Source organism: Thalassovita mediterranea (genome assembly GCA_019448215.1).
Taxonomy (GTDB): domain Bacteria; phylum Pseudomonadota; class Alphaproteobacteria; order Caulobacterales; family Hyphomonadaceae; genus Henriciella.
Window position 1 is genome coordinate 713,088 of sequence record CP080408.1, and the last position, 12,359, is coordinate 725,446.

Sequence of the window (12,359 nt, forward strand, 5' to 3'; positions counted from 1 at the left end):
GCCCCTCTCGCGCCTAGACGCTCAAACCAGACCAAAACAGGAGCAGGACGCATGCCGTTCACAGACATTCAAGAAGACATTTTCGAAAGACGCGAGTCAGTTGTGCGCAGCTATTGCCGCAACTTCGATACGCTCTTCGTAAGCGCCAAGGGCTCGGAAATGACCGACGCCAATGGCAAGACATATATCGACTTTCTCGCCGGGTGCTCGACGCTCAATTACGGGCACAATGATCCGGACATGAAGAAAGCTCTCATCAAACATATCGAACGCGATGGCATCGCCCACGGCCTCGACATGTACACCGACGCAAAGGCCGAATGGCTGAAAGCGTTCGAGGACAACATCCTCGAGCCGCGCGGCATGGGCGACTACAAGATCATGATGACCGGCCCAACTGGCACCAACGCCGTTGAAGCCGCTGTCAAACTTGCCCGCAAGGTCACTGGCCGCAGCAATGTGATTGCATTCACCAATGGCTTCCATGGCATGACGCTTGGCGCACTCGCGCTGACGGGTAATGCTGGCAAGCGCGCCGGTGCTGGCGCAGGCTGCAATGGCATCTGCGGCACGACCCACCTTCCTTACGCCAATGCGTTTGGTGAGGACGTTGATACGCTCGAGCAGATCGAAATGATGATCGAGAACAGCTCGTCCGGTGTCGACGCACCCGCAGCTTTCATCTTTGAGCCAATTCAGGGCGAAGGTGGCCTTAATGCCGCGTCCGCGAAGTGGATGAAAGGCATTGCCGATCTCGCCAAGAAGACCGGCGCCCTCCTCATCGTCGATGACATCCAGGCCGGTTGTGGCCGTTCGGGTGACTATTTCGGCTTCGAGATTGCGGGCATCAAGCCAGACATCATTACCCAGGCAAAGTCGCTTTCGGGTATGGGCCTTCCGTTTGCCTGTGTCCTTCTCAAGAAGGAACACGACATCTGGAAGCCAGCCGAACACAACGGTACCTTCCGCGGCAACAACCACGCATTTGTCACGGCGAAAGTCGCCCTCGACAAATTCTGGAAGGACGACGCCTTCATGAAGGACGTCCGCAAGAAAGCTGACATCCTTGAGGCCGGTCTGCAGAAGATTGCTGACCTCATCCCGGGCGCGAAGCTGAAAGGCCGCGGCATGATGAAAGGTGTCGACGTTACCTCCGGTGACATTGCATCTGACATGTGCAGCCGCGCATTCGAGAAGGGTCTCATCATCGAAACGTCCGGCGCCGACGACGAAGTCGTGAAGGTTCTCGCAGCCCTGACCATCTCCGAAGAGATGCTCCAGAAGGGTCTCGATATCCTGTTCGAGGCAGCGGAAGAAACCGTCGCCAGCCACAAGATCGCAGCGGAGTAAAATACAATGATCGTACGCGATATGAATGAGATGAAAGGCACTGACCGTGCCGTGTCCGACGCGCAATGGACGTCCTACCGGATGCTTCTTGCCGACGACAAGATGGGCTTCAGCTTCCACATCACCGTGCTGGAAGCAGGCTCGGAGCACACCTTTCACTACAAGAACCACTTCGAGAGCGTGTACTGCATGAAGGGCAAGGGTTCGATCACCGATCACGCGACCGGTGAGACCCATGAAATCAAGCCGGGCGTGATGTACGGCCTGAACCTTCATGACAAGCACACCCTGCGCGCCGAAGAAGAGCTGCACATGGCATGCTGCTTCAATCCACCGGTGACGGGCAAGGAAGTGCACCTTCCAGACGGCTCCTACGCCGCCGCGGAAGATCTCGAAGACGCAGGCTAAGCGCCTGTTCCGAATATCAGTTGACAGCCCGGTTCATAGCCGGGCTGTCAGCCAACAAACCAGACCAGACCAAAAACTCCGGGGCAAAATCCCATGACCCATACTGTTGAAAAAATTGGTGGCACATCCATCGCGAACACACCCGTTATCCTGGACAATGTCCTGATTAACGGCCGCGAAGGCGCCGACCTCTACAACCGCATATTCGTCGTTTCGGCCTATGCTGGCATGACCAACCTCCTTCTGGAACACAAGAAGTCCGGCAAGCCGGGCGTCTACGCGCTCTTCGCCAAAGCCGAGAACAAGTGGCAATGGAGCGAGGCACTGACCGAGCTTTCTGAAGCCATGCGCGAGAAGAACCAGGAAATCTTCGGCGATCACCCAGATCGCAAGGTTGCTGACAACTTCGTGCTTGAGCGCGTCGAAGGCGTACGAAACTGCCTGATCGACCTGCACCGCCTGTGTTCCTACGGCCAGTTCCGCCTCGACGAACACCTGATGACTGTGCGCGAAATGCTCGCTGCACTTGGTGAGGCGCACTCTGCTCACAATACGACGCTGCTGCTTCGCCAGCGCGATATCAACTCAGTCTTTGTCGACCTGACCGGCTGGCGCGATGACGAAAAGCTCTCCCTCGATGAGCGTATTCGCACCGCGCTTAAGGGCATCGACTTCTCCAAGGAACTGCCGATCTGCACCGGTTATGCCGGTTGCGTCGAGGGCATGGTGAAGCTTTATGACCGCGGCTACACGGAAGTTACCTTCTCGCGTATCGGTGCGCTAACCAATGCGTCCGAAGCCATCATCCATAAGGAATTCCACCTTTCCAGCGCTGACCCGAAACTGGTCGGCAACGACAAGGTGCTGAAGATTGGCAAGACCAATTACGATGTCGCCGACCAGCTCTCGAACATGGGCATGGAAGCGGTGCACCCAAAGGCCGCGAAAGGCCTCCGCCAGGCTGGCGTGCCGCTTCGCGTGAAGAACACGTTCGACCCGAGCGATGCGGGCACGATCATCACCGATGACTTCCACCCTGAGGAAGCGCGCGCCGAGATCGTGACAGGCATCAAGAACCTCTACGCGTTCGAACTGTTCGAACAGGACATGGTCGGCGTAAAAGGTTATGACGCCGAGGCGCTGAAAGCGCTCACCCGTCACAAGGTCTGGATCGTGTCGAAAAGCTCAAACGCCAACACGATCACACACTATGTCGACTGCACGCGCGAGTCGCTGAACCGCGCGGCAGCTGACCTTGAAGCCCTGTATGAAAATGCAGAGGTCACGACGCGCGAGCTCGCAATCGTGTCGGTGATCGGCGCAAACCTCGACGTGCCAGGCATGACTGCCAAGGCCACCTCCGCGCTCTTCGACGCTGGCATCAACATGCTCGGCCTTCAGAAGCTGACACGCAGCACGGACCTCCAGCTCTTCGTGGCTAAAGAGGACTATGACGAAGCGGTGCGCGTCCTGCACAAGGCGCTCGTCGAGGACGAGTCGGCGCATCGCGATGGCGATCCAGCGGAAATCCGCACCGCCGCCTGATGCCCTATTCAGCTTCGCCTGAATCGCAAAAAGCAGGATGGCGAGACGCGTTCGGTCAGTACCGCAACGTTCTCGCCATCGTGCTCTCCCTCACCCTCTTGCAGGGTGCAGCGGCTGCCCTATCCGTGATGATCGCTCTGGGCCTTCAGGCCGCCGGCACATCGAATGCTGCCCTTGGTCTGGTTGCGGCGTTCTACGCTGGCGGGTTCCTGACAGGCGCGATTCTGTCGCCTATCCAGATCGCCCGGATAGGGCACATCCGCTCTTTCTCCTTCTTCGCAGCCATCGCCATCATAGCTTCGCTCAGCCTGACCCTCGGGCCGAGCGTTTTCTTCTGGGCCATCGTCCAGGCGGTGATCGGGGCGAGCACGGCCGCTCTGTTCACGGCGGGCGAGAGCTGGATTGCCGACGCCTCCCCGCCTGAAAAACGCGGCGCCATTCTCGGCTTTTACCATGTCGTCGCCAAGCTTGGCGCAATCGGTGGCCCCTTCGCCGTCATGGCGGGCGCCAATGGCATCATGGGCTTCCTCATGGTCGCGGCCCTGTTCGCCGTCACCATCATGCCAATCACGGCAACACGGCAGATACAGCCAGAAATACATACCGGGTCCCCGTTCGGGCCGCGCAAGATCCTGAAATTCGCCCCCGCGGCGGCCTTTGCCGCGTTCTGCGCAGGGGCCGTCAACAATTCCGTTGCCCAGCTTTATCCGATCTTCGCACAGGCCGTTTCACCCGAAAGTGCAGCGGCCTTTTCTGCGCGCTTCAACGGGGCGCTTCTTGCCGGCGCCATGCTCGGCCTCTGGCCAGCCGGTTACATTTCTGACCGGATCGACAGACGCCTCGTCATCGCCGCAGCAGGCATAATTGGCGCGGTCGCAGCTGTCGCGCTAACTGCATTCAGCACATTCGCAGCCGAAGCCATCATCCTCGCCCTCGCCTTCCTGTTCGGCATGGGGGCACTATCCTACTATGCCGTCGCCGTTGCGCATGCAGCCGACCGCGCCAAGCCCGAACAGGCCACCTCCATGATGGCGGGCATCCTGATCATCTGGGGCATCGGATCCATCATCGGGCCACTGATCGCAGGCGTGTCCATGTCGGCAATCGGGCCAGGCGGCCTCTTTGCTTTCTCTGCCCTCGCCCTTGCAATCATGGCGGCGCTTATGTTCACACGGATGGTGCGTACGCCCGAAGTCACCGGCGAAGAGAAGGAACCCTTCAACGCAACGCAGGCAACCAGCCTTGCGATTTCTGAAATCGACCCACGTGGCGAAGCGACGAATGAACAGTTCGATCTGTTTCTCGCCTGGATGGCATCACAAGAGACAGACCCAGAATGATACTTGCGAGCTTCATCGTTATCCTGATCATCTTCCTTGGCGTGGGGCTTGCCTCTGCCCGGCAAGCGACGGGCGAACGAAAAGACTATTACATTGCCGGTCAGACGGTTTCCCCCTGGCTGGCGGGTCTCTCAGCGGTCGCAACCAACAATTCCGGCTATCTCTTCATCGGTGTCATCGGGTATACTTACCTAACCGGGCTGTCTGCCATTTGGTTGATGTTTGGCTGGATAATCGGCGATTACTTCGGATCTCTGCTGATCCACCGGAAATTACGGAGCGCAACGGAAGCGACGAATGAGGCTTCCTTTGCCTCCGTACTTTCAAATTGGTTTGACGATTCTTTTGACTTTTGGAAGCGCCGAGCCGCCATCATAATGGTGTTGTTTCTTGGCGTTTATGCTGCAGCTCAAATCAAAGCTGGAGGAACCGCACTAGAAGGGGTGCTCGGACTGGACGCTCGAATTGGAGCTGTCGCAGTCGCAGTGATGATTGTCGCCTATTCGATAGCAGGGGGCATTCGCGCCTCAATTTGGACTGACGCTGTGCAGTCACTGTCGATGTTGGTTGCCCTTACAATTCTTTTCTTTGTCGCCTTTGCGGATCAAGGAGGACTCGGCGGAGCGATTGAGGCGATGCAGCAACTGGATGACGGCAGATACTTAAACCTGATGCCTGAGCCCGACGAAACGGTTGGCACCGGCGGACTCGCAGTCGGTGCGTTTATTTTGGGGTGGCTATTTGCAGGCTTTTCAGTCGTTGGCCAGCCGCATGTCATGGTCCGCTTTATGGCGTTGGATGACGAGAAGAACATGCAGCGCACCCGAGCTTGGTACTACTCATTCTTTGTACTTTTCTACATTCTGGCTGCGGGACTAGGTCTTCTGTCTCGCATTTATCTGGGGGAGAATGGCATTGCAAACGAAGAGCTCGCCCTTCCAACAATGGCTACTGAACTGTTGCCTGATATTCTGGTTGGGCTGATTTTGGCTGGGATATTCGCAGCGACCATGTCGACAGCCGACTCTGTTGTACTCTCTTGTTCTGCAGCGATCACGCACGACTTGGTCCCGCAACGACTTGAGCACCCGTGGTTGCTAAAGGCAGCAACGGCGGCCGTCACTTTTGCTGCACTAGGCTTGGCCCTTTATGATAATCAGAATGTGTTTGAACTCGTAATTCTGGCTTGGTCCGCGCTAGCGGCCGCCTTCGCCCCATTACTATTGCTCTACGTCATGGGGCGTCGGATTACTGAAGTTCAGGCAGTGGAATTGATGTTCCTTGGCGTACTCATCACGTTGATATGGCGCTACATTCTGGGCTGGCATGGCGGAATCTACGAGGGTTTTCCTGGAATTGCAGTTCCATTCTTCATAGGGCTCATTCTGTCTCGTCCAGCCACCCGCAAGGAGATCAGACAAAGTCCCTTGGAGGATGCAGGCGACCACTCATAGGCGAAAAGCCCGCCCGGATCTCTCCAGGCGGGCTTTTCATTTCCCGAATGCCAGCGCGCTAGCCGTAGAGCGCCTTGGCATGGTGCATGATGTGATCGTCCATGAAGGTCGAAATGAAATAGTAGGAATGATCATAGCCCGGCCGCAGACGGATCGCGAGCGGCTGACCGGCCTCGCGGCACGCCTGCTCGAACAGGCCCGGCTTCAGCTGCTCCTCCAGAAACTGATCGTCCTCGCCCTGATCGATCAGGATGGTCGTATCAAGCTGCGTCTTCTTGACCAGCTCACATGCGTCCCATTCCTTCCAGGCTTCCTTGTCATCGCCGAGATAAGCCGAGAAGGCTTTCTCCCCCCAAGGCACCTGCGTCGGTGCAACGATCGGCGAGAATGCCGACACGCTGCGGAAGTGACCGGGATTGCGGAGCGCCAGAACCAGCGCGCCATGCCCGCCCATGGAATGACCGAAAATGGACTGGCGGCGCATATCGGCTGCAAAGTTTGACCGGATCACGGAAGGAAGCTCTTCCATGATGTACTGGTCCATCTTGTAGTGCTTGGACCAAGGGTCCTGCGTGGCCGTCAGGTAAAAGCCTGCGCCCTGCCCGAGGTCATAGGCCTCGTCATCGGCAACGTCCTTACCGCGCGGGCTGGTATCAGGCGCGACGATCATCACGCCAAGCTCGGCGGCTTTGCGCTGCAGGCCGCCCTTCTCCATCACGTTCGACCAGTTGCAGGTCAGGCCCGAAAGGTACCAGAGAACGGGGACAGGCTCCTCATCGGTCTGCGGCGGCTCAAATACGGCAAACCGCATCGTGCAGCCAAGCGTCTCGCTCTCATGGTCATGAACGCTGAGATCGCCGCCAAAACTCGTCCAGTCTGATACTGTTTCCAAAACCTGAGTGTCTCCTGTGTTTGCTTACCTACCTTATGTAGCACAGATGCGCGCACTTCCTACCGGACGCCAGCCAAGACAAAGGGCGCACCCCAAAGGGTACGCCCTCATTTTTCTTCCCGGGTTTACCGACCTAGCGGGCCCTGAGGTCGCCATTGACCCAGATCGTCGCGCCGGTACGCGCGTCGATATAGTAATAGCGGCGGGCGCGATCATCATAATAACGCTGGCCGTGGTAGCGTGCGTCATAAGGGTCGTAGCGGTCATACCGGTCATTGCCGTAGCGGTCTGAGTAGCGGGGGTCGCCATAGCCGCGATCCGCGCGCGGCGGCCCGCGATACCCATCGTCATAGCCAGCATTGCCATAATAACCTGGGCCGCCGGAACCTGGTCCTGGTGGTGGGTTTGCGGCGCATGCCGCCATGCTAAGCGCGCCGAGCACGCCTGCGATCATCGTTACGTTTTTCATCGTGCGTTTCCTTCCGTTCTGGTAGGCGCACCGGCCGTTCAACACCGGGCGCGGACAGAAAGGAAACGGGCTGTGGATAGATGCGGTTCCCGCCGCCAGCCTATTCGTTCTGGATACGCTCAGCCTCTTCGGCCACACATAATGCCAGCTCGTCATGCGCGCATGGGGTGATCCGCACGGCGTAGGCGAAGGCCTCATCGCGCGCCATCTGCGTCGCCTTTGAGCGGATGACTTCGACATTCTGCTCGATCTTGAAGCCGATCTCATTGCCGATGGAGATGATGACCTCAACGGCCTCTTCGACAGACGCGGCCCAGACCTTCAGCGACATGACAGACGGGCCGACCCGTCCGTCGGGAATGGCGTGACCTTCCATGGTCTCGCCCCCTGCCACCAGGCAGAAATGCTTGAACTCCGACATCAGATCGCCTTCCTATCAGTCCCTCAGGCTCACGATAGGCACGGGAATTCATAAATCATATGACAAGCTACACATTATACGGCGCCGAAGTCAGCTACTTCACAGGGAAAGCGCGCGCTTATCTCGACTGGCGTGGCGCTGATTATATCGAAAAACCGGCCACCCAGGCCGTCTACCGCGACGTCATCATGCCCAATGTTGGTTGGCCGGTCATACCCGTTGCGACCATGCCGGATGGCACTGTCATTCAGGACACCGCGGATATCATGCAGGCGGTTGAGGCACGCGAAAACGCCCATCCACCCGCCTGGCCGGCCTCTCCACTTCAGCGATTCGTGAGCGAACTTTTGCAACTATACGGTGATGAATGGCTGATGTTGCCAGCCATGCACTATCGCTGGAATTACAATGAAGACTGGGCCTATGGCGAATTTGGCGCCCTCTCAGCCCCAGACCTCACGCCAGAGGAGCAGCACGAAATCGGACGTAAGAATGGTGCGAGGTTCAAGGGCGCGCTTCCAATTCTCGGCATCAGTGCGGATACCGTCCCCGGAATCGAGAAAAGCTATGAGGCCTTCCTCTCCGAATTCTCGGCGCACCTGGATCAGCACCCCTACATTCTTGGCACTCGGCCCTCACTGGCTGACTTTGCGTTCTATGGGCCGCTTTACGCCCACCTCTACCGTGACCCCGCCTCAGGTGAGATCATGCGGCGGCTCGCGCCAAAAGTGGCCGACTGGGTTGAGCGCATGAAGGCGGGCGGCGAGCGTGGCAGCGGAGAACTGCTAGGCGACGACGCACTCCCTGAAACGCTGGAGCCAATCCTGCGCCGGCAGATGCGAGAACAACTCCCTGCCATCAAGGCCACCTCCGCCCTGTTCAGCGGCTGGTCAGCAGACGCCGCCAGCGGCGACCGCGTCCCACGTGCGCTCGGTGATATCGACATTGAGATCGAAAGCCACAGCGGCCCCGCCAAGGCACGCAGCTTTCCGCTCTGGCGTCTTCAGGCGGCACTCGATGTCTACGATGCCATGAGCCCGGAGGACCGCGCCCGGGCGGATACGCTGCTTGCGCGCATCGGCGGCGGAGACCTGAAAACATTCCGGCTGCCTGGCCGCCTGAAGCGAGAGAACTGCCAGGTCGTGCTGGCCTGATTAGACGGGTCAGCCCGCCGCAAAGAAAAACGCCGCCCTACCCAGGCTGGGTAGAGCGGCGCTCAATTACTCAGTCAGAAAGCCTTTAGCCGCGGCAGAGCGCGCAGAGCTTATTGCCATCCGGGTCACGCAGATAGGCGAGGTACAGCTTCTGGCCGCCGCCTTCGCGCCAGCCTGGCGGGTCCTCGATTTCCTTGCCGCCCGCTGCTGCACCCGCCTTGTGCCAGGCATCGGCCTCATCGGTCGACTTCATGGCAAACCCAATCGTCATGCCGTTACCCTGCGTCGCTGGTTCGCCGTCGATTGGCTTGGTGACGAGGAACACCGCACCATTGTGCAGGTAAACAAGCCGCCCTTTCGGGTCCATCACGCCCGGCTTGCCGCCAATGGCCTGAAAGGTCGCATCATAGAACGTCTTGGCTTTGTCGAGATCATTCGATCCGACCATCATGTGACTGTACATATTTCCCTTTTTCCTCCCTTTGGAAAACCTGTTCGGTAAGATCCGCCCTGTTCTAGAAGACCACCACGCTCCGGATGCTCTCGCCGGAATGCATCAGGTCGAAGCCCTTATTGATGTCTTCCAGTTTCAGGACGTGCGTGATCATCGGGTCGATCTCGATCTTGCCCTTCATGTACCATTCGACAATCTTCGGCACATCAGTGCGGCCACGCGCACCGCCGAAGGCAGAGCCTTTCCAGACGCGGCCGGTGACCAGCTGGAATGGACGGGTCGCGATTTCCTTACCGGCTTCAGCGACGCCGATAATGATGCTCTCACCCCAGCCGCGATGGCAGCACTCAAGCGCCTGGCGCATCACGTCAGTATTGCCGGTGCAGTCAAAGGAATAGTCGGCGCCGCCGCCGGTGAGCTCAACAAGGTGGGCGACAATGTCCTTCACGTCTTTCGGGTTGACGAAATGGGTCATCCCGAAGCGGCGGCCCCATTCCTCTTTCGCCGGATTGATGTCGACACCGACAATCATGTCAGCACCAACCATCTTGGCGCCCTGAATGACGTTGAGGCCAATACCACCAAGGCCGAAAACAACGACGTTCGAGCCCGGCGTCACTTTGGCCGTATTGGTCACTGCGCCGACGCCCGTCGTCACACCGCAACCGATATAGCAGGTCTTGTCGAACGGAGCTTCCGGGTCGATTTTCGCGACCGCGATCTCAGGCAGAACCGTGAAGTTCGAAAAGGTCGAGCAGCCCATATAGTGGTGCAGCTTTTGGCCCTTGTAGGAGAAACGGCTAGTGCCGTCCGGCATCACCCCTTTGCCCTGCGTCGCGCGGATCGCGGTGCAGAGATTGGTCTTGCCAGACAGGCAGCTTTTGCACTGGCGGCATTCCGGCGTGTAGAGCGGAATGACGTGGTCGCCCGGCTTCACACTGGTGACGCCCTTGCCGACTTCGCGCACGACACCTGCGCCCTCATGGCCGAGAATGCTCGGGAAAAGGCCTTCGCTATCAAGCCCATCCAGCGTGTAGGCGTCCGTGTGGCAGATGCCCGTGGCCATGATCTCGACGAGGACTTCGCCATCCTTCGGCCCTTCCAGGTCGACTTCCACGATTTCGAGGGGCTTCTTGGCTTCGAAGGCGACGGCAGCGCGGGTTTTCATGATGGGGCACTCCTTTGAACTGGCGCGCACAATGGCGAGACAGGTCGTCTGGCACAAGTCGGCTTTCCCAGAATTTTCCCTTCGACTCCACACATCGAAATATAGCCGCCTTGGAACAAGGAGAGTGCACCTGTCGTTTTACATCCACTAGTTCAGAAGGAGACTTTTATCATGAAGAAGCTCATGATTACTGCTGCAGCGTCAGCCCTCATGTTCGGGGCAGCCGCATGCTCGAATGAAACAGAAATGAATGAGGCGGCTTATGACACAGACACCGCCGAAATGGCGCAAACCGAAGAAACCGACGGCCAGTACGCCGAGGCGGACACTGAAGCGCCGGATTATGAGACGGTTTATCTGGTCTCTGGCAATCTCAGCGCTGGAGAGATCGTCGGGGCAAAGGTCATTGGCGCGGACGGCGAAGACATCGCGACCGTCGACGACCTCCTGATCGGCGAAAACGGCCAGGTTGAGACCGTCATTTTCCGCAGCGGCGACTTTATTGACCTCGCCGGCATGAAGGGCTCGCTGCCATATTCCGATCTCGACATGACGATGGTTGAGGACGGCGACCCTGCCTTCACGATCTCGATGACTGAAGAAGACATCCAGAATGTTGCCGAGTTCGATCAGGAAGGCCTCAATGATTACCGTCTCGTCTCCGAGATGATCGGCACGACGGCAGACTTCACCAATTCCGACGACTCGGCCCGCATCAATGATGTGATCGTGTCTGAAGACGGCGAAGCGCTCTACGCGATCATCGGTGACCCGATCCTTGGCGAAGACCGCCAGATTGGCTTTGACATGATCATGGTAGAGCAGGATGCCGACAATAATGACACCATCATGATCAATGCCTCTTCCGAAGATCTCGAGATGATGCCTGTCTTCCGCTATGAGCAGGATGATATGGACATGAACACCGAACGCGAAAGCTCCACTGAGTGGGACGACGCGTCGGATGAAGACGACTACGGCACGATGAACGACAACGGCTAATCGTCAAACACCCCACAAAGAAAAAGCCCTGCCATCACTGGCAGGGCTTTTTTGTATTCGTGCAAACGAGTTAAGACCTAGCGCCGGCCAGCTCTCACTTCGCGGGTCATCTGCTCGATCTTGCGGATCAGCGCATCAGCAGACCCGTTTGTGCGGTCGAGCAGGGACAGGAACTGCGCCTGCTGCTCAATAGCCAGCCAGATCAGATTGCCATTCACATTCAGCGCAACATCAACGACCTGGTACTCACCATTCCGCTTCAGGACGCGCCAGCGGACGTTCATTTCCTGACCATCAGCGCGCGGAATACGCGTATCGACGATCGAATCGTTCGCCGTGCGGTCGATCGAGCGGTCGACCACGACCTGCTCCCCGCGATACGCATCGAGCTCGTTCTCATAGACGGCCAGCGCATAGTTCCTGAACGCGCTCTGGAAGCGGGAAAGCTCCTGCGGCGTGAAACGGTTCGCATAGCGACCGATGACGAAACGGCTGACCGCGTCAAAGTCAGCAAATTCTTCCATATACTCGCTGAAGAGCTCGGTTCTCTCCTCGCGGCTCAGCGACGGATCATTGAGCGCTTCGAGCACCTCATTGGCATTCTCTTCCACGAAGGCTTCCGTTTTTGCATCGGCAAATACGGGGCTGGCGACTGCCGCCATAACCAGCGCAGCCACTGCGTGTCTGGCAAACTTCATTTGT

Annotated in this window: 13 protein-coding genes; 7 read left to right on the forward strand and 6 right to left on the reverse strand. The window is 58.1% G+C overall.

Translation table 11 applies throughout. The features are described from left to right. Positions 1-51: 51 nt before the first annotated feature. The 5 genes from ectB (at position 52) to KUV46_03420 (ending at position 6,097) form a co-directional block, all read left to right on the forward strand. Entirely contained in the window at positions 52-1,350 is a 1,299-nt protein-coding gene (gene ectB, locus KUV46_03400; GenBank protein QYJ01450.1) for a diaminobutyrate--2-oxoglutarate transaminase, read from the forward strand. A 6-nt stretch (positions 1,351-1,356) separates the two neighbouring features. Further along, a complete protein-coding gene (locus KUV46_03405) occupies positions 1,357-1,758 on the forward strand; it encodes an ectoine synthase (protein QYJ01451.1) in 402 nt (133 codons plus the stop codon). 93 nt (positions 1,759-1,851) lie between these two features. Beyond that, positions 1,852-3,303 carry an aspartate kinase gene (locus KUV46_03410; GenBank protein ID QYJ01452.1) on the forward strand — a complete coding sequence of 484 codons (1,452 nt, stop codon included), beginning with the start codon at positions 1,852-1,854 and terminating at the stop codon, positions 3,301-3,303. Then, complete coding sequence (locus tag KUV46_03415; GenBank protein QYJ01453.1) at positions 3,303-4,643, forward strand: MFS transporter; 1,341 nt, start codon at positions 3,303-3,305, stop codon at positions 4,641-4,643. The genes KUV46_03410 and KUV46_03415 overlap by 1 nt, the downstream gene beginning before the upstream one ends. Then, a complete protein-coding gene (locus KUV46_03420) occupies positions 4,640-6,097 on the forward strand; it encodes a sodium/proline symporter (GenBank protein QYJ01454.1) in 1,458 nt (485 codons plus the stop codon). Before KUV46_03415 ends, KUV46_03420 begins: the two co-directional genes overlap by 4 nt. Positions 6,098-6,155: 58 nt before the next feature. Here the strand turns inward: KUV46_03420 and fghA are convergent, their stop codons facing one another. From fghA to KUV46_03435, 3 genes are all read right to left on the reverse strand, one after another. Next, positions 6,156-6,989, reverse strand: coding sequence for an S-formylglutathione hydrolase (fghA, locus tag KUV46_03425; protein QYJ01455.1), 834 nt, complete (start codon positions 6,987-6,989; stop codon positions 6,156-6,158). Positions 6,990-7,122: 133 nt separating this feature from the next. Then, complete coding sequence (locus KUV46_03430) at positions 7,123-7,458, reverse strand: hypothetical protein (protein ID QYJ01456.1); 336 nt, start codon at positions 7,456-7,458, stop codon at positions 7,123-7,125. 100 nt (positions 7,459-7,558) lie between these two features. Beyond that, complete coding sequence (locus KUV46_03435; protein QYJ01457.1) at positions 7,559-7,879, reverse strand: hypothetical protein; 321 nt, start codon at positions 7,877-7,879, stop codon at positions 7,559-7,561. Between the two features lie 59 nt (positions 7,880-7,938). On the opposite strand from KUV46_03435, the gene KUV46_03440 reads away from it, so the two are divergent. Then, entirely contained in the window at positions 7,939-9,033 is a 1,095-nt protein-coding gene (locus KUV46_03440) for a glutathione S-transferase C-terminal domain-containing protein (GenBank protein QYJ01458.1), read from the forward strand. Positions 9,034-9,118: 85 nt separating this feature from the next. On the opposite strand, the gene KUV46_03445 is transcribed toward KUV46_03440, so the two are convergent. Continuing rightward, positions 9,119-9,496: a VOC family protein gene (locus tag KUV46_03445; GenBank protein ID QYJ01459.1), complete on the reverse strand. Its 378-nt coding sequence runs from the start codon at positions 9,494-9,496 to the stop codon at positions 9,119-9,121. A gap of 52 nt (positions 9,497-9,548) precedes the next feature. Further along, entirely contained in the window at positions 9,549-10,655 is a 1,107-nt protein-coding gene (locus KUV46_03450) for an S-(hydroxymethyl)glutathione dehydrogenase/class III alcohol dehydrogenase (protein ID QYJ01460.1), read from the reverse strand. 171 nt (positions 10,656-10,826) lie between these two features. Between KUV46_03450 and KUV46_03455 the strand changes: the two genes are divergently transcribed. Further along, the gene (locus KUV46_03455; protein ID QYJ01461.1) at positions 10,827-11,657 is read left to right on the forward strand and encodes a PRC-barrel domain-containing protein; all 831 of its coding nucleotides are present in this window, start codon (positions 10,827-10,829) and stop codon (positions 11,655-11,657) included. Between the two features lie 77 nt (positions 11,658-11,734). On the opposite strand, the gene KUV46_03460 is transcribed toward KUV46_03455, so the two are convergent. Beyond that, positions 11,735-12,355, reverse strand: coding sequence for an ABC transporter substrate-binding protein (locus KUV46_03460; GenBank protein QYJ01462.1), 621 nt, complete (start codon positions 12,353-12,355; stop codon positions 11,735-11,737). Between the last annotated feature and the right edge of the window lie 4 nt (positions 12,356-12,359).

Excerpts from the sequence above, each read along its gene's own strand:
- KUV46_03415 (QYJ01453.1), top strand. The coding sequence starts at position 3,303 with ATGCCCTATTCAGCTTCGCCTGAATCGCAAAAAGCAGGATGGCGAGAC.
- KUV46_03405 (QYJ01451.1), top strand. The coding sequence starts at position 1,357 with ATGATCGTACGCGATATGAATGAGATGAAAGGCACTGACCGTGCCGTG.
- KUV46_03455 (QYJ01461.1), top strand. The coding sequence starts at position 10,827 with ATGAAGAAGCTCATGATTACTGCTGCAGCGTCAGCCCTCATGTTCGGG.
- KUV46_03435 (QYJ01457.1), bottom strand. The coding sequence starts at position 7,879 with ATGTCGGAGTTCAAGCATTTCTGCCTGGTGGCAGGGGGCGAGACCATG.
- KUV46_03460 (QYJ01462.1), bottom strand. The coding sequence starts at position 12,355 with ATGAAGTTTGCCAGACACGCAGTGGCTGCGCTGGTTATGGCGGCAGTC.
- KUV46_03445 (QYJ01459.1), bottom strand. The coding sequence starts at position 9,496 with ATGTACAGTCACATGATGGTCGGATCGAATGATCTCGACAAAGCCAAG.
- KUV46_03410 (QYJ01452.1), top strand. The coding sequence starts at position 1,852 with ATGACCCATACTGTTGAAAAAATTGGTGGCACATCCATCGCGAACACA.
- KUV46_03450 (QYJ01460.1), bottom strand. The coding sequence starts at position 10,655 with ATGAAAACCCGCGCTGCCGTCGCCTTCGAAGCCAAGAAGCCCCTCGAA.
- KUV46_03430 (QYJ01456.1), bottom strand. The coding sequence starts at position 7,458 with ATGAAAAACGTAACGATGATCGCAGGCGTGCTCGGCGCGCTTAGCATG.
- KUV46_03440 (QYJ01458.1), top strand. The coding sequence starts at position 7,939 with ATGACAAGCTACACATTATACGGCGCCGAAGTCAGCTACTTCACAGGG.
- ectB (QYJ01450.1), top strand. The coding sequence starts at position 52 with ATGCCGTTCACAGACATTCAAGAAGACATTTTCGAAAGACGCGAGTCA.
- KUV46_03420 (QYJ01454.1), top strand. The coding sequence starts at position 4,640 with ATGATACTTGCGAGCTTCATCGTTATCCTGATCATCTTCCTTGGCGTG.